Source organism: Gracilibacillus pellucidus, assembly GCF_033949965.1.
Taxonomy (GTDB): Bacteria; Bacillota; Bacilli; order Bacillales; family Amphibacillaceae; genus Gracilibacillus; species Gracilibacillus pellucidus.
The window spans coordinates 449,075-473,391 of sequence record NZ_JAWZSR010000002.1 but is presented as its reverse complement, the minus strand read 5'-3'; the positions used below and the strand labels follow the sequence as shown (position 1 = coordinate 473,391).

General features: G+C 35.0%; 36 protein-coding genes. 34 read left to right on the top strand and 2 right to left on the bottom strand.

What is annotated here, in order from left to right; translation table 11 throughout:
- Window positions 1-14: 14 nt before the first annotated feature.
- The 8 genes from mnmG (at window position 15) to SH601_RS05575 (ending at window position 7,711) form a co-directional block, all read left to right on the top strand.
- Window positions 15-1,907, top strand: coding sequence for a tRNA uridine-5-carboxymethylaminomethyl(34) synthesis enzyme MnmG (gene mnmG / locus SH601_RS05610; protein ID WP_319957280.1), 1,893 nt, complete (start codon window positions 15-17; stop codon window positions 1,905-1,907).
- 12 nt (window positions 1,908-1,919) lie between these two features.
- Entirely contained in the window at window positions 1,920-2,633 is a 714-nt protein-coding gene (rsmG, locus tag SH601_RS05605; RefSeq protein ID WP_319957279.1) for a 16S rRNA (guanine(527)-N(7))-methyltransferase RsmG, read from the top strand.
- Between the two features lie 316 nt (window positions 2,634-2,949).
- Entirely contained in the window at window positions 2,950-3,813 is an 864-nt protein-coding gene (gene noc, locus SH601_RS05600) for a nucleoid occlusion protein (protein ID WP_319957278.1), read from the top strand.
- Window positions 3,814-3,946: 133 nt separating this feature from the next.
- On the top strand, window positions 3,947-4,708 hold the full coding sequence (locus tag SH601_RS05595; RefSeq protein ID WP_319957277.1) for a ParA family protein: 762 nt from the start codon (window positions 3,947-3,949) through the stop codon (window positions 4,706-4,708).
- Window positions 4,701-5,540 (top strand): ParB/RepB/Spo0J family partition protein, encoded by an 840-nt coding sequence (locus SH601_RS05590; RefSeq protein WP_319957276.1) that lies wholly within the window; start codon window positions 4,701-4,703, stop codon window positions 5,538-5,540. Before SH601_RS05595 ends, SH601_RS05590 begins: the two co-directional genes overlap by 8 nt.
- 76 nt (window positions 5,541-5,616) lie before the next feature.
- Window positions 5,617-6,330: a DUF554 domain-containing protein gene (locus SH601_RS05585; RefSeq protein WP_319957275.1), complete on the top strand. Its 714-nt coding sequence runs from the start codon at window positions 5,617-5,619 to the stop codon at window positions 6,328-6,330.
- A 133-nt stretch (window positions 6,331-6,463) separates the two neighbouring features.
- The gene (locus SH601_RS05580) at window positions 6,464-7,474 is read left to right on the top strand and encodes a YkvI family membrane protein (RefSeq protein ID WP_319957274.1); all 1,011 of its coding nucleotides are present in this window, start codon (window positions 6,464-6,466) and stop codon (window positions 7,472-7,474) included.
- Window positions 7,475-7,516: 42 nt separating this feature from the next.
- Window positions 7,517-7,711 carry a DUF951 domain-containing protein gene (locus SH601_RS05575; protein ID WP_319957273.1) on the top strand — a complete coding sequence of 65 codons (195 nt, stop codon included), beginning with the start codon at window positions 7,517-7,519 and terminating at the stop codon, window positions 7,709-7,711.
- Between the two features lie 380 nt (window positions 7,712-8,091).
- Here the strand turns inward: SH601_RS05575 and SH601_RS05570 are convergent, their stop codons facing one another.
- Entirely contained in the window at window positions 8,092-9,225 is a 1,134-nt protein-coding gene (locus tag SH601_RS05570) for a tyrosine-type recombinase/integrase (RefSeq protein ID WP_319957272.1), read from the bottom strand.
- 1 nt (window position 9,226) lies between these two features.
- Window positions 9,227-9,739 (bottom strand): helix-turn-helix domain-containing protein, encoded by a 513-nt coding sequence (locus SH601_RS05565; RefSeq protein ID WP_319957270.1) that lies wholly within the window; start codon window positions 9,737-9,739, stop codon window positions 9,227-9,229.
- A 131-nt stretch (window positions 9,740-9,870) separates the two neighbouring features.
- Here SH601_RS05565 and SH601_RS05560 point away from each other — a divergent pair, with 131 nt between their 5' ends.
- From SH601_RS05560 to serA, 26 genes are all read left to right on the top strand, one after another.
- Window positions 9,871-10,077, top strand: coding sequence for a hypothetical protein (locus SH601_RS05560; protein WP_319957269.1), 207 nt, complete (start codon window positions 9,871-9,873; stop codon window positions 10,075-10,077).
- A 3-nt stretch (window positions 10,078-10,080) separates the two neighbouring features.
- Window positions 10,081-10,218, top strand: a complete 138-nt coding sequence (locus tag SH601_RS05555) for a hypothetical protein (RefSeq protein WP_319957268.1) — start codon at window positions 10,081-10,083, stop codon at window positions 10,216-10,218.
- A 2-nt stretch (window positions 10,219-10,220) separates the two neighbouring features.
- On the top strand, window positions 10,221-10,388 hold the full coding sequence (locus SH601_RS05550; protein WP_319957267.1) for a hypothetical protein: 168 nt from the start codon (window positions 10,221-10,223) through the stop codon (window positions 10,386-10,388).
- A 12-nt stretch (window positions 10,389-10,400) separates the two neighbouring features.
- Window positions 10,401-10,607, top strand: coding sequence for a hypothetical protein (locus SH601_RS05545; RefSeq protein WP_319957266.1), 207 nt, complete (start codon window positions 10,401-10,403; stop codon window positions 10,605-10,607).
- Between the two features lie 111 nt (window positions 10,608-10,718).
- Window positions 10,719-11,015: a helix-turn-helix domain-containing protein gene (locus SH601_RS05540; RefSeq protein ID WP_319957265.1), complete on the top strand. Its 297-nt coding sequence runs from the start codon at window positions 10,719-10,721 to the stop codon at window positions 11,013-11,015.
- A 1-nt stretch (window position 11,016) separates the two neighbouring features.
- The gene (locus SH601_RS05535; protein ID WP_319957264.1) at window positions 11,017-11,238 is read left to right on the top strand and encodes a helix-turn-helix domain-containing protein; all 222 of its coding nucleotides are present in this window, start codon (window positions 11,017-11,019) and stop codon (window positions 11,236-11,238) included.
- Entirely contained in the window at window positions 11,228-12,052 is an 825-nt protein-coding gene (locus SH601_RS05530; RefSeq protein ID WP_319957262.1) for a bifunctional DNA primase/polymerase, read from the top strand. The genes SH601_RS05535 and SH601_RS05530 overlap by 11 nt, the downstream gene beginning before the upstream one ends.
- A 2-nt stretch (window positions 12,053-12,054) precedes the next feature.
- Window positions 12,055-13,761, top strand: a complete 1,707-nt coding sequence (locus tag SH601_RS05525) for a hypothetical protein (RefSeq protein WP_319957261.1) — start codon at window positions 12,055-12,057, stop codon at window positions 13,759-13,761.
- The gene (locus tag SH601_RS05520; protein WP_319957260.1) at window positions 13,758-14,165 is read left to right on the top strand and encodes a hypothetical protein; all 408 of its coding nucleotides are present in this window, start codon (window positions 13,758-13,760) and stop codon (window positions 14,163-14,165) included. Before SH601_RS05525 ends, SH601_RS05520 begins: the two co-directional genes overlap by 4 nt.
- Window positions 14,166-14,489: 324 nt before the next feature.
- Window positions 14,490-14,636 carry a hypothetical protein gene (locus SH601_RS05515; protein ID WP_319957259.1) on the top strand — a complete coding sequence of 49 codons (147 nt, stop codon included), beginning with the start codon at window positions 14,490-14,492 and terminating at the stop codon, window positions 14,634-14,636.
- 1 nt (window position 14,637) lies between these two features.
- Window positions 14,638-15,243: a hypothetical protein gene (locus SH601_RS05510; protein ID WP_319957258.1), complete on the top strand. Its 606-nt coding sequence runs from the start codon at window positions 14,638-14,640 to the stop codon at window positions 15,241-15,243.
- 12 nt (window positions 15,244-15,255) lie between these two features.
- Window positions 15,256-15,429, top strand: coding sequence for a hypothetical protein (locus SH601_RS05505; RefSeq protein WP_319957257.1), 174 nt, complete (start codon window positions 15,256-15,258; stop codon window positions 15,427-15,429).
- A 98-nt stretch (window positions 15,430-15,527) separates the two neighbouring features.
- On the top strand, window positions 15,528-15,737 hold the full coding sequence (locus tag SH601_RS05500; protein ID WP_319957256.1) for a hypothetical protein: 210 nt from the start codon (window positions 15,528-15,530) through the stop codon (window positions 15,735-15,737).
- On the top strand, window positions 15,737-15,904 hold the full coding sequence (locus SH601_RS05495) for a hypothetical protein (RefSeq protein ID WP_319957254.1): 168 nt from the start codon (window positions 15,737-15,739) through the stop codon (window positions 15,902-15,904). The genes SH601_RS05500 and SH601_RS05495 overlap by 1 nt, the downstream gene beginning before the upstream one ends.
- On the top strand, window positions 15,901-16,101 hold the full coding sequence (locus tag SH601_RS05490) for a hypothetical protein (protein ID WP_319957253.1): 201 nt from the start codon (window positions 15,901-15,903) through the stop codon (window positions 16,099-16,101). Before SH601_RS05495 ends, SH601_RS05490 begins: the two co-directional genes overlap by 4 nt.
- Window positions 16,101-16,442, top strand: coding sequence for a hypothetical protein (locus tag SH601_RS05485; protein ID WP_319957252.1), 342 nt, complete (start codon window positions 16,101-16,103; stop codon window positions 16,440-16,442). The genes SH601_RS05490 and SH601_RS05485 overlap by 1 nt, the downstream gene beginning before the upstream one ends.
- A complete protein-coding gene (locus SH601_RS05480) occupies window positions 16,442-16,591 on the top strand; it encodes a DUF3954 domain-containing protein (protein WP_319957251.1) in 150 nt (49 codons plus the stop codon). Before SH601_RS05485 ends, SH601_RS05480 begins: the two co-directional genes overlap by 1 nt.
- An 87-nt stretch (window positions 16,592-16,678) precedes the next feature.
- Window positions 16,679-18,313 (top strand): phage tail tape measure protein, encoded by a 1,635-nt coding sequence (locus SH601_RS05475; protein ID WP_319957250.1) that lies wholly within the window; start codon window positions 16,679-16,681, stop codon window positions 18,311-18,313.
- On the top strand, window positions 18,310-19,050 hold the full coding sequence (locus tag SH601_RS05470; protein WP_319957249.1) for a hypothetical protein: 741 nt from the start codon (window positions 18,310-18,312) through the stop codon (window positions 19,048-19,050). The genes SH601_RS05475 and SH601_RS05470 overlap by 4 nt, the downstream gene beginning before the upstream one ends.
- Window positions 19,051-19,210: 160 nt before the next feature.
- The gene (locus SH601_RS05465; RefSeq protein ID WP_319957248.1) at window positions 19,211-19,411 is read left to right on the top strand and encodes a hypothetical protein; all 201 of its coding nucleotides are present in this window, start codon (window positions 19,211-19,213) and stop codon (window positions 19,409-19,411) included.
- A gap of 215 nt (window positions 19,412-19,626) precedes the next feature.
- Window positions 19,627-20,727, top strand: a complete 1,101-nt coding sequence (gene ychF / locus SH601_RS05460) for a redox-regulated ATPase YchF (protein ID WP_319957247.1) — start codon at window positions 19,627-19,629, stop codon at window positions 20,725-20,727.
- Window positions 20,728-20,873: 146 nt separating this feature from the next.
- On the top strand, window positions 20,874-21,164 hold the full coding sequence (rpsF, locus tag SH601_RS05455; protein ID WP_319957246.1) for a 30S ribosomal protein S6: 291 nt from the start codon (window positions 20,874-20,876) through the stop codon (window positions 21,162-21,164).
- Window positions 21,165-21,179: 15 nt separating this feature from the next.
- Entirely contained in the window at window positions 21,180-21,695 is a 516-nt protein-coding gene (gene ssb / locus SH601_RS05450) for a single-stranded DNA-binding protein (protein ID WP_319957244.1), read from the top strand.
- A 20-nt stretch (window positions 21,696-21,715) separates the two neighbouring features.
- Window positions 21,716-21,946 (top strand): 30S ribosomal protein S18, encoded by a 231-nt coding sequence (rpsR, locus tag SH601_RS05445; RefSeq protein WP_319957243.1) that lies wholly within the window; start codon window positions 21,716-21,718, stop codon window positions 21,944-21,946.
- A gap of 259 nt (window positions 21,947-22,205) precedes the next feature.
- On the top strand, window positions 22,206-22,394 hold the full coding sequence (locus SH601_RS05440; RefSeq protein ID WP_319957242.1) for a hypothetical protein: 189 nt from the start codon (window positions 22,206-22,208) through the stop codon (window positions 22,392-22,394).
- A gap of 308 nt (window positions 22,395-22,702) precedes the next feature.
- Window positions 22,703-24,289: a phosphoglycerate dehydrogenase gene (serA, locus tag SH601_RS05435; protein WP_319957241.1), complete on the top strand. Its 1,587-nt coding sequence runs from the start codon at window positions 22,703-22,705 to the stop codon at window positions 24,287-24,289.
- Window positions 24,290-24,317 lie beyond the last annotated feature (28 nt).

Below are 24,317 nucleotides of genomic sequence, written 5' to 3'. Positions count from 1 at the left end.
AAGGAGGATCAGCCATGTCAACATATGAAGCTGGTAAATTTGATGTGATCGTTATCGGAGCTGGTCATGCAGGGGTGGAAGCTGCCCATGCAGCGGCACGACGAGGTGCGAAAACATTAATGTTAACATTAAACTTAGACATGATTGCATTTATGCCATGTAATCCATCCATCGGTGGACCTGCCAAAGGTATTGTGGTTCGAGAAATTGATGCACTTGGTGGATTAATGGGGAAAGTAATCGATAAAACATATATTCAAATGAGAATGTTGAATACAGCGAAGGGACCTGCAGTACGTGCTTTACGTGCACAAGCAGACAAGCCGTTGTATATTCAAGAAATGAAGAAATCGTTAGAGCAAACGGATAATTTAACTCTTCGTCAAGGAATGGTGGAAGAGTTAGTTGTAGAAGATGGGAAAGTAAAAGGGGTAATAACAGAAACAAAAGCATTATATCGAGCGGAATCTGTTATTATTACGACTGGAACCTTCATGCGCGGCCGTGTCATTATTGGTGATATTTCTTATGAAAGTGGTCCAAATAATCAACGAGCTAGTGTGAAGTTAGCAGAGAACCTAGAAGAATTAGGATTTGACCTTGTTCGTTTTAAAACAGGTACACCACCACGAGTGAATAATAAATCAATCAATTATGATAAAACAGAAATACAACCAGGAGATGAAAACCCACAACATTTCTCTTATGAAACGACAGAAGAGATTTTGGATCAAATTCCTTGCTGGTTAACATATACAAATGAAACAACACACGAAATTATTAATGATAACTTAGGTTTATCTGCTATGTATTCTGGTATGATTAAAGGAACAGGACCAAGATACTGCCCATCCATTGAGGATAAAATTGTACGCTTCCATGATAAGCCACGTCACCAGATCTTTTTAGAGCCAGAGGGACGCGACACAGAGGAAGTATATGTACAAGGATTGTCTACATCATTACCTGAATACGTACAAAGAGATATTTTACGTAGTATTCCAGGATTAGAAGAAGCAGAAATTATGCGTGCTGGGTATGCAATTGAATATGATTCTGTAGTACCAACTCAATTATGGCCAACTTTAGAAGTGAAAGATATTGAAGGTCTATTTACAGCAGGTCAAATTAATGGAACATCCGGTTATGAAGAGGCAGCAGGTCAAGGTTTAATGGCTGGTATTAACGCTGCTGCAAAAGCTTTAGATAAAGATACGCTAATTCTAGACCGTTCGCAAGGTTACATTGGTGTGTTAATTGACGATCTTGTAACAAAAGGAACAAACGAGCCATATCGATTGTTAACATCTCGTGCAGAATATCGTTTATTATTACGCCATGATAACGCAGATTTACGTTTAACAGACATTGGCCATCAAATCGGTCTTATTTCAGATGAACGTTTTGCTCGCTTTGAAGAAAAGAAACAATTAATTGATGAAGAGCAAGAGCGTCTAAAAAGTATCCGTCTAAAACCGACAGAACAATTACAAGAGCTACTTGATGAAATTGGTAGTACAAGGTTAAAAGATGGTGTTTTAGCTTATGATTTAATGAAACGACCTGAAGTGACGTATGATGTGATTGAAAAAATCGCACCGGCTGATAGAGAGCTAGCTAGAGATGCGAAAGAACAAGTAGAAATTCAAATTAAATATAAAGGTTATATTACGAAATCAAATCAGCAAGTAGAACGAATGAAAAAAATGGAGAACAAATTGATTCCAGATCAAATTGATTATGATGCAATTAGTGGTCTTGCAACAGAAGCAAGAGAAAAACTAAAACAAGTACGTCCATTGTCTGTCGCGCAAGCATCTAGAATTTCTGGTGTGAACCCTGCTGATGTTTCTATTTTGCTCGTTTATATTGAGCAAGGAAATGTAGCGAAAGTATCGAATGAATAGAGGAGTGGCATGATGAGTGTAGCGTCTTTTCAAGACCAGTTAAAAGAACAAGGTATTGAATTAACAGAGCGACAAGTAGAGCAGTTTGAAATATATTTCCACACACTTGTGGAATGGAATGAAAAGATGAATTTAACAGCAATCACTGATAAAGAAGAGGTTTATCGGAAGCACTTCTATGATTCGGTAACGGCAGCTTTTTATTTTGATTTTACGAATGAGATACATGTATGTGATGTGGGTGCTGGGGCAGGTTTCCCCAGCATCCCATTAAAAATCTTATTCCCGAATATTCATGTCACGATTGTTGATTCATTAAATAAGCGAATTTCCTTTTTAAATCACTTAGCAACAGAGCTTGGTTTAGAAGGAGTAAGCTTTTACCACGATCGAGCAGAATTATTTGGTAAAAATGAGAAATTCAGGCATGAATTTGATGTTGTAATGGCACGAGCTGTAGCACGAACGTCGGTTTTGGCAGAATTGTGCTTACCATTAGTGCGAACAGATGGTACATTTATTGCGATGAAAGGTGCTAATGCACAAGAAGAATTAGCGAATGCAGAAAATGCAATCGAATTATTAGGTGGGAAACTACAGAGGGTAGAACACTTTTCTCTTCCTAATAATGATGGTGAGAGAAATATTGTCATTATTGACAAAAAGCGAAAAACACCGAAAAAATATCCGCGAAAACCAGGAGTACCTAACAAAAACCCATTGTAAATGATAATTTTATGAAAAATAAGTCATATTTTTTATCGCTTTCTTTATTTTTATGATAAAATAAGAGTAACAGATTACTAGTTATGTTCCACGTGAAACATGAGGAATATATAACGGCTTCTATGACTTGCTTAAATGTTTGTTTTTAAGCAAGTTTTCCATTGTTTTTATATTATTTTTATTTTTTATGATGAATTAATTCGACATTAGTGAAATGTTGAATGAACAAAATGTAAGAAAAATGAAGACACTTGCTATAAAACTATGCAAATGTTGAGTTTTTCTAATGTTAAGCAGAAAAAAGGTGGTGTTTATTATGTTACACCCATTTGGTCGTATTTTTGGATTAGGTGATAAAGCGGATAATGACTTGGTAGAGGAACAAGATAGTTTCCAAGATGAAGTTGTGTTCGTTAATATTGATCATATTGAGGCGAATCGCTATCAACCTAGATCTATTTTTAATGAAGAAAAGATCAAAGAACTAGCTCAAACTCTACATACTCATGGAATGATTCAGCCAATTGTTGTCCGCCCAATCGAGAATGAAGAAGATAAATATGAAATTATTGCTGGTGAGAGACGTTGGCGAGCAGCTAGAACATTAGAATGGGAGAAGGTCCCAGTAATTATCCGTGAGATGACGGATAAGGAAACAGCATCCGTAGCATTAATAGAGAACTTACAACGTGAGGAACTTACAGTAATCGAAGAAGCTGTTGCCTATCAAAAATTAATTGATATGCATGAGTTAACACAGGAAGCTTTAGCACAACGATTAGGTAAGAGTCAGTCTACTATCGCTAACAAAATGAGATTATTAAAACTACCAGAACAGGTTCAGCAAGCAATTTTACAGAAAAAAATTACCGAAAGACATGCGCGTGCATTAATTGCGTTAAAGGAAGAAGAGCTTCAGTTGAAAGTTTTAGAGCAAATCATTGAACGTGATTTAAATGTAAAACAAACAGAGGCACAAATTAATAGGCTTTTGACAGAAAAGAAAAAGCCAGCCAAAAAGCCACGTCTAAAAGGTGTTAATAAAGATATGCGAATTGCGATGAATACGATTAGACAGTCATTAAACATGGTAACCGATACTGGGATAGACTTAGAGACTGATGAGCAGGATCATGATGATTTTTATCAGATAACAATCAAAATTCCTAAGAAAAAATGATTATGTGTACAGAACCCATCTTTATCGGCTAGGAAGATGGGTTGTTTTTTAATAAAAAGGCAGAAAAATTGCTATTCTTTGATGAAAAAAGTGATAGAATATAAGGAAATGACGCAAGAGGTAGGTGACAGCATTGGGTAAAGTAATAGCCGTTGCAAATCAGAAGGGTGGCGTTGGTAAAACGACTTCTTCTGTAAACTTGAGTGCTAGCTTAGCACATCTTAATAAAAAAATATTACTTGTTGATATTGATCCACAAGGTAATTCTACTAGTGGGATAGGAGTAAATAAAGCGGATGTCAATCAATGTATATATAATGTATTAGTAGATGATGTGGAAGCAAGTACGGTATGCGAAAAGACAACTATAGAGAACTTAGAACTTATTCCTGCAACGATTCAATTAGCTGGTGCGGAAATAGAGTTAGTATCTACTATTTCACGTGAAGCACGCTTAAAAAAAGCAATTGATAGTATAAAAGATAACTATGATTATGTGATCATTGACTGTCCACCATCATTAGGTTTATTAACGATAAACGCATTTACTGCTGCAGATACTGTTTTAATTCCTGTACAATGTGAGTATTATGCATTAGAAGGTTTGAGTCAGCTATTAAATACGATTCGTCTTGTACAAAAACATTTAAATAAACAGCTTATGATTGAAGGTGTCCTTCTTACTATGTTAGATGCAAGGACAAATCTTGGTTTACAAGTTATCGAAGAAGTGAAAAAATACTTCCAGGATAAAGTTTATCAAACAGTGATACCGCGTAATGTACGATTAGGTGAGGCACCGAGCCATGGGAAACCAATTTTAACATATGATTCTAAATCTAGAGGGGCAGAAGTGTACCTTGATTTAGCAAAGGAAGTGATTGCAGGTGGTTAAAGGAGGACTTGGTAGAGGCTTAGACGCTTTATTTGATGAAGTGGTCGAGGAAAAATCTTCAGATAAGATAGTGGAAGTAGAATTAAAAGAATGTCGCCCTAATCCTTATCAGCCACGTAAAGTGTTTGAAGCAGATGCGATTGAAGAATTAAAAGAATCTGTTTTACAGCATGGAATTCTTCAACCATTAATTGTTCGACAAAGTATTAAAGGTTACGAAATTGTAGTAGGAGAGCGCAGATACAGAGCTGCAAAAGAGGCACAATTAAGTACCATTCCAGTAGTTATCAAAGATTTAACAGATGAACAAATGATGGAATTAGCTTTATTAGAAAATATCCAGCGAGAAGATTTAACACCAGTTGAAGAAGCAACTGCATATGATCGGTTAATCAATGAACTAAATATTACACAAGATCAACTTTCGAAACGGTTAGGTAAAAGTAGATCACATATTGCCAATTTAGTTCGTTTACTCAGTTTACCAGCAGATGTTATTACGAAAATTAATAACGGATCTATTTCGATGGGACATGGTAGAGCTTTATTGGGGCTAAAAGATAAGAAACATATCAACCCTGTCGTTAATCGTATCGTGACGGAGAAGTTAAATGTACGCCAAGTAGAGGCGCTAATTAATGAATTAAATAATAAGGCACCGAAGAAAAAGAAGAAACCCAAAAAAGATATTTTTATTACAGAGAAGGAAAATCACCTAAAAGAATTCTTTGGTACCAATGTAAAAATTAACAAAGGTAAACGGAAAGGGAAAATTGAAATAGAATTCTTTTCTGAAGATGATCTCAATCGCATATTGGATAAGATGGAGTAAGAATAGGTCTGATTGTTTGCGGGTCGCAAATAATCAGATTTTTTTTATACAAAAATACAGCTAGGAGAGACTAAAAATGGTGTTATTAGGAACATTGGTAAATGGATTAGCAATCATTATCGGTACGGTTATCGGGCTTATTTTCACAAATATTCCAGAAAAGATAAAAACAACAGCACTCCAAGGAATAGGTTTAGTAATCGTATTGATTGGTATACAGATGGCTATACAAGCAGATAATATTATTCTCATTTTACTCAGTATATTAGTAGGGGCCATTATTGGGGCGGGAGTACAATTGGAGGATAAATTAAATCTAGTTGGCCAAAAATTAGAAAAGCGATTTAATGAGAAGGGTGACAGTAATATTACAGAAGGGTTTATTACTGCTACGTTAATTTTTGTTATTGGCGCGATGGCTATTGTTGGTGCACTTGATGGTGGTTTACGTGGTGACCATGAAGTATTATTTACTAAGTCCTTCTTAGATGGTTTTTTGGCAATTGTATTAACAACAACACTAGGATATGGTGTTATTTTCTCTGTCATTCCAGTAGTGCTGTATCAAGGAACCATTGCACTACTGGCTGTTCAAATTAATAAATGGTTACCTGCATCGATATTAGATGGATTTATTAACGAAGTAACAGCCATTGGCGGCTTATTAATTTTAGCAATAGGCTTGAATATATTAAACATCACTAAAATAAAAATAGGAGACTTTTTACCAGCAATATTTGTATTTATCTTGTTTTATTTTGGTTATGGCTTTTTTGTAAATATGTACTAGCATATTTTTGAAAGGAACAAACTGTTTTTCCTCGGTTTGTTCCTTTTTCATTACTGTATATAGATTTTTCTCATACCTTTGTCCAAGGAAGCATATTTTTACTATATATAATGCTTTTTCTGGGGGCAGAGATATGTGGAAATCGGGTTTTAAATGGATGTTTTTGATTATTGGAACGATGATAGGTGCTGGGTATGCCTCAGGAAGGGAGCTATGGCAGTTCTTTGGTCATGAAAGTGGACTTGCTATCGTCTTATTTACGATTATGTTTATCTGTTCTGTAGGCATTATTATGAAAGTAAGCTATCAACATCAAACATCCAATTATTTTTCATTATTAGAGATTCTTTTAGGGAAAAAAATTGCGCGTTTTTATGATATATTGATCTTTTTATATCTTCTTTCTACATTAGTTATCATGATAGCGGGAAGTGGGGCAACTTTTGAAGCTTTTCAATTATCAAAATGGGCAGGAATCATCTTTATTGTATGTTTTATCTTCATTATTTTTATTAAAGGAATTAATGGTGTGGTTACGTTCAATGTTATTTTGTTACCTTTATTAATTGTCGGTTTATTATCCATTTTAGTTATTTATTCCATTGATGAGCAATTGTCCTTTATTTTATCGATGGATCAACAGGCAAACTGGACAGCATCGTTTACGTTTACAGCTTTGAATATTTTATCAATTTTAGCTGTTTTAGGAGCTGTAGGGGATAAGGTGCAAACAAACGGGGAAATTATTATTGCGAGTGTAGGGAGTGGATTAGTACTGGGAATTACCTCTCTTTTATATAATAATTCACTTATTCAAATTTCAGAAATCATCATTTTATATGAAATTCCCTTATTTGCGATATTAAAGAATTATCCTGATTATACGTATATTTTAATGTCAATTCTATTATGGTGTGCCATTTTTACTACCGCTATCTCCAGTGTTTTAGGCCTTGTTACGAGAATAGCAGGCTTTTTTAAGGTTCATATGTGGAAGATTGTTTTCGTTTTATTAATTGTTGTAACACCATTAACAAAAATCGGTTTTTCCACTTTAATTGCCCTTTTATACCCGATATATGGAATTGTGAATCTTTATTTACTTTGTGCTATCTTACTATTTCCTTTTTACAAAAGAATCTAATATAATAATACAATAAGATTGTGTAAGTATTGAGGTGATAACATGGAACGCAAAGAATTTCAGTTGAATGATATAGTAGAAATGAAAAAGTCGCATCCATGTGGGACAAATCGCTGGAAAATAATCCGCATGGGTATGGATATTCGAATTAAATGTGAAGGCTGTGGTCACAGTGTGATGTTGCCACGAAAACGATTTGAACAAAAGATGAAGCAAGTACTTGAGCACCAAGAATAAACTGTTTCACGTGAAACATATGTGTTTTTCTGATAGGTTATAGGAGGAATATGCATTTTTTATAAGAGTAAAGTAAAAAATCAAGGGGAGGAAACCCTTGATTTTCGCTTTTTAATAACTTGTCAATTCAAAGAAGTATCACTATAATTGGTATGACTGATACGTTCATATGGACGGAATCCTTAAGGGGTGAAAGTCGCTGATTGCCTTCACAAAATAACTAGCCCTTGAAATGCTTGTTTATCAAGGGTTTTAGTTGTTTTATTTGTTTATAGATATTATAAAGTAGGTTTATTTGTTGTCCAATTGTTGCCCATTTGAAATTTAACGCACGTTTGTTCTTAAAAAAAGCAAAGAAAAAACACCATTTTATATGGTGCCTAAATATAATCCTCATCTAACATATCTGCAATTTTTTGATCTGCTTCCTCTAAGTAATGTCCATATATATTTAAGGTGGTACTTATATTCGTATGTCCGAGCCTTTTAGAAATAGAGTGGATATTCGCCCCTTTGTTTATTAAATCCGTTGCAGCAGTGTGACGTAAATCATGGAATCTTATCTTTTTAAAGTTATGACGTTCGAGAAATCTTTTCCACCAAGTACTAGGCACATCTAAAAAGAAAGGTTTACCTAAATCAGTAGAGAATACAAAGAAATGCTGTCCACCTTGCCATAATTCCTTTGCTTCAATGCGTTCAGTGCTTTTCTTAAGCTTATGCCTTCTTAATTCTTCCATTAGCTTTCTAGGTGGTGCTACTTTACGAATAGAGCCTTTTGTTTTTGGTTCTTTTAAAATATAGCCATCTGTTTTAGTGTAGCCTAATGACCTTCTAATATGGATCGTATTTGTATTAAAATCTACATCATCCCATGTAAGAGCCAATAATTCACCTTTACGCATACCAGTTTTTAATGCTAACTTCACAATTAATACTTGTTGCTTGTTGTTTTCTTTCTTTAATAACTGGAATAATTCTTTTAATTCCTTAGAGTTATACACTTGTCCTTCTTTATTATTTACTTTTGGTAATTCTACTTTTTCGGTAGGGTTCTTTTTTATGACTTCATTCTTAAGAGCCAAGTCAAAGATATTACTTAAAATATTGATTTGCTTTTTAATATAAGAGCTTGCCAGTCCTTCTTCCTCTAAATCTTCAATGTAACCATTAAGATGAACATGAGTTATATCTTCCATCTTAAAATGGGAGAAAAAGGGGAGTATTCTCTTATCTATAGCATAGTTATATGTTTGAAGTGTGGTAGGTGCTAATTTCTTTTGTGCTTGTTTCCTCCATACCTCCACATAATCACCAAAACGAGTATGAGAAGGGGCAACGTATTGACCAGTTTCAATTTCCGTTACAAATGCAGCTAGTTTCTTCTTAGCTTCCGTTGAGTTTTTAGCTTTAACTGTCCTAGTTTTTCTAATTCGCTTCCCATTTGAATCATAGCCAACATGGTACACTAATAAAAAAGAGCCATTTCCTCTATCTTGGATGTGACCAGCCATTTTACTCCTCCTTTTTAGAATTGTTATCAAAATTTTCTGTTCTTGACACAGGTTTACCATCCTCAAATTCAATTACTAAGCGTTTAGTTTGCTTTTCCACAACTTTTTCTTGAATAAAATCAACTATTTTTTGTCTATCTTCTATACTAAGAGGTTGATTCTCCCACCGTATGTTATTATCTTGAATCAAAAACTCTTTTAGGTTAGGTATATTAAGGTATTCTTCAGTTTGATCTATTAATTCTCTTGATATATTTTGCATCTTTGTAGCCATATCTTGAATCTTTTTTTGAACATCTTCTTTGCTTATATGTCCTGCATCATAAAGCAGTTCAAAAGAGCTAACTTCCAGCCCTTCAGCTAATCTTTTTATAGTTTCAGCTTTTGGGATATCCCTTTTTCCATTTTCTAATTTAGATAAGTAACCTTTAGATAAGCCTGTCCGCTTACTTAATTCATCTAAAGTAAGCTTTTTAGTATTTCTAATCTCTTTTATTTCTTCACCAAAAGACAATAATATCACCTCGTTTCCTTTGTTGTTGTTGAAATAATAATAAATTATTTTTTTGTTGTTGTCAAAAGGAAACCGATATGATATTATAAAGTTGCCAAAAGGAAACAACAACAAAAGGGAGGAGTGATAGAGTGCGAAATAAGGATATTCGCAAGGCGATTGGTGAAGCAAATTTAAAATACTGGCAAGTAGCAGAAGAATATGGGATATCTGATGGCAATTTTAGTCGTTTATTACGAAAGGAAATGTCTAAAGAGAAAAAGAAAGAAGTCTTTGAATCAATAGAAAAAGCCAAAAGGAAATATGTAGTAGATAACAATAGTTTAAAGGAGGCGTAACAAATGCGATCATCCACAATAGATAAAGAATTCGCAAATGCTTTGAAGGTTGTTATTGATGAGCAAGATGAAGATCCAAGAGCAAAAGCATTAATAGATCATATTAAGGCATTAGGTGAAGGGATTCGAAAGGAGGTATAAAAATGGATCATGCTATTAATTCTTTAAAAGCGCATTTGTATGCAGAAATCAGTTTCTATCATGATGGTGTAACTACAAAAGAAGAGCTTCAAGTGTATGTAGAAGCAATCAACGTTTTAGAAAAGCATTTATTTGGCGAAGTGCAAACGGTTCTCGAAAATCTAATTTAGGAGGGTTAACTAATGGCAATGTCATTATTGGAATTACAAGAAAAAGCAGAAGTATCGGCAAAGATTTTAATGGTTGCTTCAATGCTAGCGAGCGATCATCTTTATTCTAAAAATGATGCAGCTAGGGATTTAGTTTTGTTTCTTAAAGAATATAAGTATATTCAAGATTTGCCAGTAAGGGAGGTAGAAGAAATTGAAGCAGGACTTAAAAATAAATAAGGATGGTTCCGTTGATTTAGAAGAAGTACTCAAATGGTTGAAAGAAAATAGTCATGACATTTCACCATTGTTGCAATTCTTAAAACATACCAGTTTAGGGGGGATAAGCTAATGAAACAAAATATGAGTAACGAACAAAGAAAGGAACAATTCCTTATTGATAACTATGTAAAGTGGAATGAAGAAGGGCAATATTTTAGAAAGAAACGTAATCAACTTGGTTTAACACTTAATCGAGCAGCTGAATTATTGGGCACTAGTTCAACTAGGATAAGAAAATTTGAAATTGGTGAGCCAATTAGCATGGCAAACCATTTGAAGAAGACTTATTCCTTGTTAATTGACCATATAGAATTACATGCAGCAATACTTGATCTAAGAGAAAATCATAAGGTTGGAGGCCATTGATATGGAGGCATTTAAACCACAATTAGAGCCAATTAAAAGAAGTACCTTAACTGTTGAAGAAGTGGCAGAGTATTTAGGAATTAGCACTGATATGGTGTATAAAATGGTACGAGAAAAGGCGTTAGTCCATTTTAGAATCGGTAGGCGTATTCTCTTTAAACGTCATGCTATTGATGAATGGATTGATAAACAAATGCAAGAAGTGATGGAAGATGAGCAATAAAAAAAGTCCAGGTATTGCCGTACCTGAACAGAGTGCCAATCTAAACGCTGCAATAGCCTATTCGCAAATGTTAGGTTGGTCGATCTTTCCTATCTATTATAAGTCAAAAAAGCCAATTACACAACACGGCTTTAAAGATGCTAGTAATAATGTGGAACAAATAAAACGTTGGTATACAGAGCATCCAAGTGCAGGTATAGGATTACCTACTGGAAAAATTAATGATGTAGTCGTATTGGATATAGATCCTCGTAATAGAGGTGATGTGTCGCTTGAAGAATTGCAACATGATTATGAGGATTTACCCGATACCGTTTTAAGCCTTACTGGCGGAGGTGGACAACATTTCTTCTTTCAATATGATGAACGCATCAATAAGAGCAAATTAGAAAGCTACGAGGGCGTTGATGTACAAGGGGATGGTAAATATATCGTATTGCCTCCTAGTACGCATCCTAATGGCAATAAATATGAGTACGAGTATTCATCAAAGCCGATTGTTACACAGATAGCAAAGGCGCCAGAATGGTTAATTCAATTAGCGAGTAAACCAAAAGAAAAAGAGTATCAAAAGAAACCTTCTTCTCATTGGATTGATATCTTTCATCATACGAGTGAAGGAACCAGGAATAATGCTGCTGCACAGTTAGCAGGCCATTTGTTTAGAAGATACGTAGATCCTAGTTTAGTAGTTGAAATCATGCATCTATGGAATACAAAAGTAGATCCACCACTAGAAGGTGGGGAATTAAATAAGATTATTAATAGCATAGCTGGAAAGGAATTAAAGCGCAGAAGTCTGAAAGGGGGCTAACATTGGACAACGTAGATAAGCTAGCTAAGGCACAAGAGCAAGAAGCAGAACAAGAAGAGAAGAAAACTCAATCACAAATCATAGTTGGTTTAGCCTCTGATATGCAATTCTTTTATGACGAACAAGGAACTTCCTATGCTCGTGTAAAAGTCCATGAGCATCATGAAGTATGGCCAATAAGAACACAAGATTTTAAGCATATTCTAACCATTAGATATTTGAATCTATCAAAAGATAAAGACAAAGCCCCTGGTTCACAAGCTATGGAAGATGCCTTACGAGTGCTTGAAGCTAAGTCTAAAATCTATGGCAAACAAGAAAAGGTTCATGTAAGAGTAGCTGAATTAGAGGATAAAATCTATGTAGACCTATGTAATGAGAGTTGGCAAGCAATAGAGATCAATAAAAAAGGTTGGCGAGTAGTTGATGATCCTCCTGTTTATTTTAAGAGGTCTAAAATCATGCAACCATTGCCAACGCCTACACCTGATGGAGTGATAGAAAATTTAAAGCCGTTCATCAATTACGATAACGACTATGATTATAAGCTAATTATAGCATATTTGTTGTCAACGTTTAAGGAAAACAACCCATTTCCTATATTAACTATCCAAGGCGAACAAGGAAGTGGTAAATCGAACATGACAAAGGTATTAAGGGCATTAATAGATCCTTCTTCCCTTCCATTGAGGGCATTGCCAAAAGAAGAAAAAGACTTGTCTATTGCAGCTAATAATACATGGATACTAGCATTCGATAATTTAAGTGGACTATCTAATCAAATGAGTGATGCGCTTGCTAAGGTATCGACAGGTGGAGGTCTTGCGACACGCAAATTATATACGGATGATGAGGAAGCGGTATTCCAAATTATGAGACCTACTATTTTAAATGGGATCGATGATATAGGTCATAGACAAGACTTACTTGATAGATCCATAGTTTTGCACCTTCCTAGTATTGAAGAAAAAAAAAGAAAAGATGAAAAGACTTTCTGGAAAGAATTTCGGGAAATAAGACCATCTATATTAGGAGCATTATGTACCGTGGCAAGCCAAGCATTAAATGAGTTACCTCATACGAAACTATCTAGTAAGCCGAGAATGGCAGACTTTGCACTATGGATAACCGCAGCAGAGAAGGCTCTTAATTGGTCAAAGGGTGAGTTTATGGAAATATATACTGGTAATCGTGAGAAAGCCATAGATCAAGGCTTAGAAAGCGATCCATTCGCCAGCTCAGTATTAGAGTTAATGAAACACGAAAATAAATGGATCGGTAACGCTTCACAGCTATTAGGTGAATTATCAAGGTTTGTTGATGAGCGTACAAAGTCATCAAAAGCATGGCCAACAAGCAGAAGTGTTAGAAATCGTTTAAGGCGTATCAACCCTGCATTAAAAAAGAAAGATATTATTTATGTTGAATATGAAAGTAGAAAGAATAAAACCTTACGATTAGAGAAGGTGGGTGAAATATCGTCAACAACGTTACCATCGTCACCGAAGGCTATAAATCAACATTTTGAGGGTTACGATAATGGTTACGATAATTCAAATGGTTACGATATATCGTCACTAGGTTACGATGATGAAAAAACATCGTCACCTTATAAACCGCATGAAATCAACGTTAGTGACGATAGTTACGATAATGACGATAATTTCATTTCTAATTCTAAAAATGATGATGAGGACTTGATTATATGACAGAAGTTATAAAACTACTGGAATATGCAGAGGCGTTAGGACATCAATTCTACCTGGAAGGTGACAATCTAAGAATTACAAGAGGTAAGCATCTTCCAGGCTACCTTAAAACTCATATAGTGGATCACAAACAAGGGTTGATAGAATCATTACGACGGGATGAACAAGCTCAGTCAATAGGCTTTATGGTCGGCATAAGTGGCTTACTCTACAATCAGTCTGTTAGCCGTTATAGTGAAGCTTATATAGAGTTGATAGATAACAAATGGCATGCATGGCGAGAAACATATCATAAAGGGCGCAAAAAAGCAATAAGTACAAAAGTAATAGCAGAAGTCAATACCTTTGAAGAGGTTATAAAAAAAGCTGAACGATACCTTTTATACGTAAACAAAATGAGGTAAGTTCTAATAGTAATGTTCGTTATTAATATTGAAAGGAGGTGGTATATTGAACGATAAGTATATGGCAATAAATCTCCCAGAGTGTACAAGTTAAAAAGTATAGTCATTTATGCAGGATTTCATGCAAAATCGGATTTAACTAAGTGATCTCTAAAAGGGTAAAAACCTTGAGAAAACAACAATGTATAAAATGTTGCATAAACAATAAAAAAGAACGTTTTTAAAAGGCTTATATATCAAGGGTTTTAAAATATAACAACTTCCCAAAATAAACATTATGTTAACTATAAATGTATATAACATACAAAAATATGAGGTGATGAATTGCAGAAAGTAGATACTGCTCAATTAGAACGTGACGTAAAAGAAATTGCTAGATTAAGAGGTATTTCAGAAGATAACGCCATTGTAGAAGTAGTGGCATTGTTTGCACCAGTTTATATAAACCAATTAAAAAAGGAGAATGATTAATATGAGTATTTCAAGAATTAAGGATTTACGTAAATCAAAGCTTAAAGTGGTAGAAAAGTATAATGCACAAATCAAGCAAATTGAAAATGATGATAAGTATGCCCCAGGGTATAAACAACAACAAATTAATGAGATCAAAGAAAAACGAGATGGAGAAAAGCAAGAGCACCATACTAAAATTACTGAATTACTGAACAAGGGTAAAAAGGAAGTGCAAGACAAATTATCTAAGGCGGAATTTGAAGGGGCAAGCGAAAAATCATTAATGCGCAAATTAATTATGGAACAACGAAACGCAAGCCTTGAAAGAAGATTATTGCACCAGTATAAAGACAATGCTAAAGGTCTATATCCTAAAATGAAAGATGAAGTGGAAAACAAATCATTGAACGCGCCGGCTTATATTAATGCTTACATCCAATTAGAAGCTAATCCTATGAAGGCAGCGCAAGTAGAAGAACTGGAACGCGAATACCAACAGAACACATTGAACGCTATGCAAAAGGATTATCAGAAAGACCTTGAATCATACGAGCAACAAGAGGCTGAATATCAACAAGAATTAGGTGATGATGCTTTTGCAAATGTCATGAATAAGTATCAATAAGAGGGTGAGTGTATGAGTATTGAATCTCGTTTGAAACGACTAGAGAAAAAATACCTTAAAAACTCTGCTTATATCCGAGGTATGAAGATAATGGAACAGATCAATAATGCACACGAAATAGATGATAGAAAAACAATTCCAGATTTGCTTATAAAACTACACAAAAATGGCAGAAAAACAGCCTAAAACATGACTATTAAAGCAGGGTTTTAGTACACAAAATGTCATGCTAAAATCCTGCAAAATATCATCATATCAACATTTTTAAGGTAGGGGGGCATGTTATGAAAGATAAACGCATTAATAGACCGCAACATATTAAAACATTAATGCAGGAACAAATCAATATTTTAAGGCGTGATGATGGCCTAGATCCGATCGACAAAGCTAGAGCCATTGCCTATTTATCCAATATTGCATTAACTGCAATAAAAGATGGTGACTTTGACGAGAGATTAAAAGCAATTGAATCGCAATTGGAAGGTGATGGTTAATGTCAAAAGAATATAAAGAAGCCTATGACAAAGCATTGAAAATTGCTGATATGCTAGGTATAAGTACAGTCACTCATAACAAAGATGGTTCAAAGACAACAAGAAAACCAAAGAAAGCTAATAAAGAAGTCGATATAAGCGATATTATCGAGGTCATTCTAGAATGATAAGCTTAGAAGCGAGATTAAGAAAGTTGGAACAAAAGCACAGGGTTAAGGATGAAAAGATTTATATTTTTCGTGTTGGGGATCATGAAAATTGCACACATGGAAGTGAGGAAGAACTCGAAAAGGAATTACAAGATCCAAAGTATAAACAGGCAATTGTAATACGTGATTTAGATTACTGGAAGGAGGTGAATTAATGAATAAACCATATCAAGAGTTTGAAGTGAATGGAAATGATTATAAGTTATATTATGATGTTGCGAGCATCAAAAAGTATATTGAAATAACGGACAAGTATCAATTAATGATTAAGAGTTTTCTTAAAAAGCCTGAACACAAATTAACTGATCGTGATAGAAATAAGGTGTATCAAGCTAGTAAGTATGCTTTAGATGGGTTCTTTGGCAAAGGATCATTTAAAACAATCTACCAATCTACTGATAACGATTTAGATCAAGTAGCAGATGTGATAAACGATATATTAGATTGGCTAAATGGTAAAGTGAAGGAATTAGAGCAAAAAGGTGTGATGTATTAATGAGTGAAGATAATGCAGTCTACATGGTCAAGGATGGCGTGAAAACAAAAGTAGATACGCCACCCCATGGATTTGGAAAACAGGTCATTACATGGCAAGATGGGAAACCAATTCTTTATGAGATCAATTATACAGTAAAAACTAAATAAAAAGCTATCGAAACAATCGAGGCATTTACTCTACGCAAATTAGCGTGAGTGGATGCCTCTTTTTTTATTTCAGAAAGGAGTGTTTACATGAGTGATGGAAAAATCACTATATCGACAAGTTTAGATGACAAGCCAGTAAAACGTGGTATAAAAGGTATGCAAAGCCAAGTTAAAAATGGCGCTAAGAGACTTCAAAAGATTGGTGGACAGATGACAGCATTTGTTACTGCCCCATTTTTGGGAGTAGGTGCGGCAGCAGGAGCTGCCATGATTAAATACGGTGAGTTTGCTGACCAAATGCTTGATACGGCATCTAAAACAGGAATGTCAACAGATGAATTGCAACGTTGGCGCCAAGTGGCGACTGATGCTGGGGTGGATACAGAGATTGTTTCTAATTCTTTATTAAACCTTAATAAACAATTGGAAAGAGGTAGTGATTTATCACCAAGATTAGCAAAAGCGTTTGAAACAATGGGAACAAATGTAGATGATTTTAAGAAGATGGATCCAGACCAACAAATGAGACAAGTTGTAGATACCATGCTTGAATTAGAAGATGCAGACAGGCGAGCTTTTGCAAACCAAATGAATATGGCTGAAATGCTGCCTCTTATCAGTGAATTAGAAGGCAAAGGCATGAACCTTGATCAAATCATGCAAGAAATTGACGTACCATTCAGTAATGACGAATTAAACGAAATGAACGAATTCAGAAAAGAATGGGACAACTTAAAATTTACGTTATTCAATGTGATGGGGCAAGCATTACAACCATTATTTGAACTGTTTAATCAACACAAAGATCAAATCGTTGGTATGCTTGTTCCTGCTATTCAATCATTGGCTGATAGGGTGATAGAGTTAGCGCAATGGTTTATGGACCTTTCACCAGCAACGCAAAAAATACTGGGTATCTTTACGGCTATAGCTGTAGCCTTGCCACCTCTTATTTCATTGGGTGCGTCATTAGCAATTGTTATATCGAGTATATCTTTGCCAGCGTTGGCAGTGGCGGCAGCCTTCGGGGCATTAATTGCTATAGGTGTCGCACTTTATAAAAATTGGGATACAATAAAAGATTATGCAATTGTAACGTGGACGGCTATTAAGGTGTTCTTTACTAAAACCTTTGAGGCAATAAAATCAATTACTTCATCCGTCTGGGAAGGTATTAAAACGTTTTTCACGACTACATGGGATGGTATAAAATCCTTGTTTATGAATCGTTTAAACTTTGTTAAAAGCCTTATATCAACCGTGTGGAACACGATAAAAAGTGTTACGTCAAGCGTATGGAATGGCATAAAGTCAACAGTCACAGGTATATGGGATGGATTGAAGTCTAGTGTATCAAGCGTGTTTAATGGAATAAAAGACACCATCACAAGCGCATGGGAAGCGATTAGTGGCACTACAAGCGACATTTGGAATGGCATTATTGACACAATCAAAGGCGCTATAAACGGAGTGATTGGTGCTATCAACGGAATGTTGAACGCTATTAGTAGCATTAACATCTCAACCCCTACAATACCATCGTGGGTACCGAAGTTTGGGGGAGAAAGTATGAATATTGGTTTCCCCGACATCCCTAATATACCAAGTTTGAACTGCGGAAAAACCTACACACCTAACAAGGTTGTAGAAGGTAGAAAAGAAAAGCCTAGTAACAGACTTATGGATCTTTTTAATAATAAAGGGAAGGCGGTAACTGTATGACATTAATATTTGAAGGTGCTCATGTATTAAATAATGCTATCGTATGCACTTCTGATAGCAAAGTTGTGAAGTACAAAGATTTTAGTGGAAACGGTGTAAATGGTAAACCTATATCACTACCAAGCAGAAATAACAAAATCGTAAAGTTAACAGACCGAGTGCTTTATCGTTCTGGAGGTATAAAAGAATGGGGACAATGGTTATTAAAGGAATTAAGTGGGCGTGTAAAAGAAACGGATAATCTTGACGATTGTTTACGTCACGCTAAAAAAATACATCAACAACTAATTAATAAAAAAGATCCTTCTTGGCATAAGTATTTAGATGATGAACGTGGATTGGTGGTGTCTTTGGTAGGGTTTGATAAAAAGGGAAAAGCAAGCTTAGGTATGTTTCAAAAGGGCCAATGGACCAAGTATAATCATGAATCAAAATGGTCATGTACTGGGGTTGCTCCTAGCGATGATGTTATGCCTTATGTGAATCGGTTAAATCGAATTGAAGAACCTGGTATCCACTACATGTTTGCTGAATTTTGGCAAGCGCATAGAGACATGGCAAATAATAATCCAAAAACTATTTCTAATGATATGAATGTGCATATTATCAAAAATGTAAATGGTGCTATGAATTATATCAATTTTCATTTAGAAGATGTAAATGATGAAGAAATGGCGCTAGGATTTTATCAAGCCTTAATTAACGTTGAAAAGCAGATAACAGAACAAATATCATAACGTATTTATTGAGTGGGGTTGCTGATAATTGCGCAACCCCACTTTTATATGGGTAAGCGCAAAGTTGCGTTACCCTTGTTTAACATTACTTCAATATGGACAACATAGAGATAGAATCATAGTTTCAAACAAAAAACAAAGAGAGGAGCATCCTTAATCAATGAAAACTGATATTATTACATTACTTGAGAGATATGGCGTAACCAAAGATGTACTGGAAGTTGTGCTGTCCTTACTAGATGACGATTTGTATACAAAAGAGTGCGCTGCGGAACAACTAATAAAGATTCTAAAGGAATACGATTATTTAGAGAAACAAGTAAATATTAAAGAACTTCAAAAATTACAAGAAACAGCATAATACTAAAAATCACGGCCCAAAATAAAGAGTGGCCGTTTTTTTATGTGAACATTATAAGCTTGTTGTCCAGTAGTTGCCCAAATCAGACAACAAGCTTATAAATGGGCACTAAATAATAAACTTCATCTTATTCAAAGTCTTGTGTAACAATGCTTTCCATATTAGAACTTAAATGATAAAATCAACTATAGAGAACTTAAGGAGTGAAAGTTAATATGGCATTAACAGCAGGAATTGTTGGCTTACCTAACGTGGGTAAATCAACGTTATTTAACGCAATAACACAAGCAGGTGCAGAATCGGCTAACTACCCATTTTGTACAATTGATCCCAATGTTGGGATTGTAGAAGTTCCAGATGAAAGATTAAATAATCTAACTAAGTTAGTAAAACCGAAAAAGACGGTTCCGACAGCTTTTGAGTTTACAGATATAGCAGGAATTGTAAAAGGTGCGAGTAAAGGGGAAGGACTAGGTAACCAATTCCTTTCGCATATTCGCCAAGTAGATGCAATTTGTCATGTTGTTCGTTGTTTCCAGGATGAGAATATTACCCATGTTGATGGAAAAGTAGATCCTATCTCTGATATTGAAACAATCAATTTAGAGCTAATCTTGGCAGACTTAGAAACAGTCTCAAAACGTATCCAACGAGTAGAAAAAATGGCAAAACAAAAAGATAAAGAAGCAATGGCGGAGTTTGAAGTGCTTGCGAAATTAAAAGAGGCATTTGAAGAAGAACAGCCAGCACGTGCCGTATCTTTCAATGATGAACAACAAAAACTTGTTAAAGGTCTACATCTATTAACAAGTAAGTCTGTTTTATATGTTGCCAATGTTGGAGAAGATGAATTACTAGATGCAGATAGTAATGAATATGTACAACGTGTAAAAGATTTCGCTGAGAAAGATGAAGCGGAAGTAATTGTTGTAAGTGCAAAAGTAGAGTCTGAAATTGCAGAGTTAGACGGAGAAGAGAAAGAAATGTTCCTAGAAGAACTGGGTATCGCTGAATCTGGTTTAGATCAGTTAATTAAAGCAACATATAACCTTCTTGGTTTAGCAACATATTTTACAGCAGGTGAACAAGAAGTAAGAGCATGGACATTCACAAAAGGGATTAAAGCACCACAAGCAGCAGGAATTATCCATAGTGATTTCGAAAAAGGATTTATTCGTGCTGAAACAGTCTCTTATGATGACTTAATGGAAGCTGGATCAGAGCAGGTTGCTAAGGAAAACGGTAAAGTAAGATTAGAAGGAAAAGAGTACATTGTGAAAGATGGAGATGTTATGCATTTCCGTTTCAATGTGTAAGCTAGAGGAATCCTAGAATAGAGCAAAATAATATTTGATTTAATGGGAATAATTTGTTATAATATGATATCGTGAGTAATGAAAATGTTACTCCTTGCTCTATTCAAAGAAATAGAGCCGTCAAGACCAAAAGGAGGTGTAAACGGATGAATAAATACGAAATTATGTACATCATCCGCCCAAATATCGAAGAGGAAGCACAAACTGCTCTAATCGAGCGTTTCAATGGTATCCTTACAGATAATGGAGCGGAAATCGAAAAAGTTGAAGAATTAGGTAAGAAACGTCTTGCTTATGAAATCAACGATCACCGTGATGGATATTACGTGTTAATCAACTTTGCTGGTGATGAAGCAGCTATTAACGAATTTAACCGTCAAGCGAAATATTCTGATGACGTTATACGTTACATGGCAATTCGTGAAGACGATCAATAATAAGGAGTGGTTCTGATGTTAAATCGTGTCGTGCTTGTCGGCAGGTTAACGAGAGATCCTGATTTACGTTATACACCGAATGGTGTTGCTGTAGCTAATTTTACAATAGCTAGTAATAGACCTTTTACTAATCAGCAAGGTCAGCGAGAAGCAGACTTCATTAATTGTGTAGTTTGGCGTAGACAGGCAGAAAATCTTGCTAATTATATGAATAAAGGAAGTCTTATCGGTGTAGACGGTCGTATACAAACTCGAAGCTTTGATGATCAAGAAGGTAAAAGAGTTTTTATTACAGAAGTATTAGCTGAATCGATTCAATTCTTGGAATCTAAAGGTGGAGCACCAGGTGGACAACCTAACAATATGCAAGGTCCATCAGGATATAATCAAAATCAGAACCAACCGAGTCAAGCAAACCAAAATCAATTTAACCAAAATAATTCAAATAACCAAGGAAATGCGGAACCGAGCAATCCATTCCAGGATAGCGGAGAACCGATTGATATTTCCGATGATGATTTACCATTTTAATTTAAAGGAGGTTTTTACTTATGGCAGCTCGTCGTGGTCGTGCAAAACGTCGTAAAGTGTGTTATTTTACAGCGAACGGTATTACACACATCGACTATAAAGATATTAATTTGTTAAGTCGTTTCGTTTCTGAGCGTGGAAAAATTCTTCCTCGTCGTGTAACTGGAACTTCTGCAAAATATCAACGTAAATTGACTAAGGCAATCAAACGCGCTCGTCAAATGGCGCTTTTACCTTACGTTAACGATTGATCAATCGAAAGAGCTTGAAGCACTTTAGTGTGTTTCAGGCTTTTTTTATTGTTAAGAGTAATTTAATTACAGAGATATTATGGTTTTTGATAAAATAATAGGTAAATGGTTATGGAAAAATAAAAGACGAATGGAGAATAGTTAATACTGGAGGTTTTATGACAGTATAAAATACGCTGATTCATAGGCAGAAAAGGTTAAAAGGATGGTACTAACATTCTAATCAGTTTAAAAATATAATGATAAAAGGGGGATAAGATTGGAAATCATAGTAATATTCGGTTTTTATCTGTTGCCGATAATATCCATTGTTTTTTGTTATAATTTAATAGCTGTTATAAGAAAGATACATGAAGATGATGGTACATATTTCAACGGCTTTTTAATGACGGCTTCATTTATCGCAATCGTTGTCTATTTTGCGCTGCTGATCGCTTCTACGCAGTAGTAAAAAACAAAACGTTCGTGTTTATACTTAATTTTTAGATTTTACCCATCGTAAAACAAGAAAAATACACGAAAACACGAATGAATATGGAATAAATAAACGATTTTATATTGACATTATTACCAAATTTGCTATGATAGAGAAAACTTATCCATAGTGAAAATGTAAAAAAGAAAAACTATCGAAATTTTCTTAATTCTTTTGTCTGAAAAAGGGTAAAGATGCTATAATAAGGAATAAGTGGACTTAAGTGAAATGTTTCACTTAATACAGTAGGTGGAGAAATATATTTTTTGGAGGGGACAACTGTGACTTTTAAAGTTCTTATTAGTGATCCGTTAAGTGAAGATGGAATTAAACCGTTACGTGAAGCAGATAACGTACAAGTAGATATTGATACTGGCTTATCTCCTGATGAATTGATCGAAAAAATTGGAGACTATGATGCGTTATTGGTTAGAAGTCAGACAAAAGTAACGAGAGATATTATTAGTAAAGCATCTAACTTGAAAATCATTGGTCGTGCAGGTGTTGGGGTTGATAATATTGACTTAAGTGCCGCAACAGAATATGGCATTATCGTCGTAAATGCTCCAGATGGTAATACGAATTCGGCTGCAGAGCACACGGTTGCTATGTTGATGTCATTAGCTCGAAAAATCCCACAAGCATTTGTAGCATTGAAAAATGGGAAATGGGATCGTAAAACACATGTCGGCGTTGAGTTAAAAGGTAAGACATTAGGTGTAATTGGTATGGGACGTATCGGAGCAGAAGTTGCAGCTCGTGCGAAAGGCCAGAGAATGAATGTCATTGCGTATGATCCATTTTTGACAAAAGAAAGAGCGGATAAGCTTGGTATAGATTTTGGGTCTGTAGAGGATGTTATTAAAGTTGCAGATTTTATTACCGTACATACGCCGTTAATCAAAGAAACGAAACATTTAATTAATAAAGAGGCATTTGCCAAAATGAAAGATGGTGTCCGTATTATCAATTGTGCCCGTGGTGGTATTATTGATGAAGATGCATTATATGATGCTATTAAATCAGGTAAAGTAGCAGGAGCAGCACTTGATGTATTTGAAGAAGAGCCTGCAACAGACCATCGTTTATTAGAGCTACCAGAGGTTATTGCTACACCACATTTAGGTGCTAGTACGGTAGAAGCACAAGAAAATGTAGCAGTGGATGTTAGTCATGATGTTGTTCGTTATTTAACAGAAGATGTAGCGAAAAATCCAGTGAACTTACCATCTGTACCGAAAGAATTGCTGAATAAAATTGAACCATATTTCCATTTATCTGAAAAACTTGGTACATTCTTAACATATTTAACACCAGGTGTTATTGAAGAGATTAATATTTCCTATTCAGGAGAGTTAACAGAGCTTGATGTTACACCATTAACAAGAAATACGATTAAAGGTTTACTAAAACGTCACTTAGGAGATCACGTGAATGATGTGAATGCTTCTTATTTAGCAGAAAAACGAGGTATTCAAGTAAATGAAAATAAATCCTCTACACCGAAAGGATTTACTAACCTGTTAAAAGTAGAAGTGAAAACAAAAGAAGTAACTCGTTCTATTGCAGGTACATTGCTAAATGGTCTTGGGCCACGTATTGTCCAAGTAGATGCCTATACGGTTGATTTAGTACCAGAAGGTGACCTTGTTGTCATTAAGCATAATGACCGCACAGGGGTAATCGGTAAAGTTGGTAATCTACTTGCCGAAAAAGGTATTAATATCGCGACAATGCAAGTAGGTCGATCAGATGTCGGTGGAGAAGCGATTATGGTCTTAACCGTTGATAAATATTTAGAAGAAGCAGAAATCGAAGCTTTACAACAAATTGATGAAATCGAAAAACTAACAGCGATGGAGTTGTAAGCAGACGAAAAGCACTTTTTTAGTATGT

Coding starts and splice junctions, on each gene's coding strand:
- mnmG (WP_319957280.1), top strand. CDS start 15: ATGTCAACATATGAAGCTGGTAAATTTGATGTGATCGTTATCGGAGCT.
- rsmG (WP_319957279.1), top strand. CDS start 1,920: ATGAGTGTAGCGTCTTTTCAAGACCAGTTAAAAGAACAAGGTATTGAA.
- noc (WP_319957278.1), top strand. CDS start 2,950: ATGTTACACCCATTTGGTCGTATTTTTGGATTAGGTGATAAAGCGGAT.
- SH601_RS05585 (WP_319957275.1), top strand. CDS start 5,617: ATGGTGTTATTAGGAACATTGGTAAATGGATTAGCAATCATTATCGGT.
- SH601_RS05580 (WP_319957274.1), top strand. CDS start 6,464: ATGTGGAAATCGGGTTTTAAATGGATGTTTTTGATTATTGGAACGATG.
- SH601_RS05575 (WP_319957273.1), top strand. CDS start 7,517: ATGGAACGCAAAGAATTTCAGTTGAATGATATAGTAGAAATGAAAAAG.
- SH601_RS05570 (WP_319957272.1), bottom strand. CDS start 9,225: ATGGCTGGTCACATCCAAGATAGAGGAAATGGCTCTTTTTTATTAGTG.
- SH601_RS05555 (WP_319957268.1), top strand. CDS start 10,081: ATGCGATCATCCACAATAGATAAAGAATTCGCAAATGCTTTGAAGGTT.
- SH601_RS05550 (WP_319957267.1), top strand. CDS start 10,221: ATGGATCATGCTATTAATTCTTTAAAAGCGCATTTGTATGCAGAAATC.
- SH601_RS05545 (WP_319957266.1), top strand. CDS start 10,401: ATGGCAATGTCATTATTGGAATTACAAGAAAAAGCAGAAGTATCGGCA.
- SH601_RS05540 (WP_319957265.1), top strand. CDS start 10,719: ATGAAACAAAATATGAGTAACGAACAAAGAAAGGAACAATTCCTTATT.
- SH601_RS05535 (WP_319957264.1), top strand. CDS start 11,017: ATGGAGGCATTTAAACCACAATTAGAGCCAATTAAAAGAAGTACCTTA.
- SH601_RS05530 (WP_319957262.1), top strand. CDS start 11,228: ATGAGCAATAAAAAAAGTCCAGGTATTGCCGTACCTGAACAGAGTGCC.
- SH601_RS05520 (WP_319957260.1), top strand. CDS start 13,758: ATGACAGAAGTTATAAAACTACTGGAATATGCAGAGGCGTTAGGACAT.
- SH601_RS05510 (WP_319957258.1), top strand. CDS start 14,638: ATGAGTATTTCAAGAATTAAGGATTTACGTAAATCAAAGCTTAAAGTG.
- SH601_RS05505 (WP_319957257.1), top strand. CDS start 15,256: ATGAGTATTGAATCTCGTTTGAAACGACTAGAGAAAAAATACCTTAAA.
- SH601_RS05500 (WP_319957256.1), top strand. CDS start 15,528: ATGAAAGATAAACGCATTAATAGACCGCAACATATTAAAACATTAATG.
- SH601_RS05495 (WP_319957254.1), top strand. CDS start 15,737: ATGTCAAAAGAATATAAAGAAGCCTATGACAAAGCATTGAAAATTGCT.
- SH601_RS05490 (WP_319957253.1), top strand. CDS start 15,901: ATGATAAGCTTAGAAGCGAGATTAAGAAAGTTGGAACAAAAGCACAGG.
- SH601_RS05485 (WP_319957252.1), top strand. CDS start 16,101: ATGAATAAACCATATCAAGAGTTTGAAGTGAATGGAAATGATTATAAG.
- SH601_RS05480 (WP_319957251.1), top strand. CDS start 16,442: ATGAGTGAAGATAATGCAGTCTACATGGTCAAGGATGGCGTGAAAACA.
- SH601_RS05475 (WP_319957250.1), top strand. CDS start 16,679: ATGAGTGATGGAAAAATCACTATATCGACAAGTTTAGATGACAAGCCA.
- SH601_RS05470 (WP_319957249.1), top strand. CDS start 18,310: ATGACATTAATATTTGAAGGTGCTCATGTATTAAATAATGCTATCGTA.
- SH601_RS05465 (WP_319957248.1), top strand. CDS start 19,211: ATGAAAACTGATATTATTACATTACTTGAGAGATATGGCGTAACCAAA.
- ychF (WP_319957247.1), top strand. CDS start 19,627: ATGGCATTAACAGCAGGAATTGTTGGCTTACCTAACGTGGGTAAATCA.
- rpsF (WP_319957246.1), top strand. CDS start 20,874: ATGAATAAATACGAAATTATGTACATCATCCGCCCAAATATCGAAGAG.
- ssb (WP_319957244.1), top strand. CDS start 21,180: ATGTTAAATCGTGTCGTGCTTGTCGGCAGGTTAACGAGAGATCCTGAT.
- rpsR (WP_319957243.1), top strand. CDS start 21,716: ATGGCAGCTCGTCGTGGTCGTGCAAAACGTCGTAAAGTGTGTTATTTT.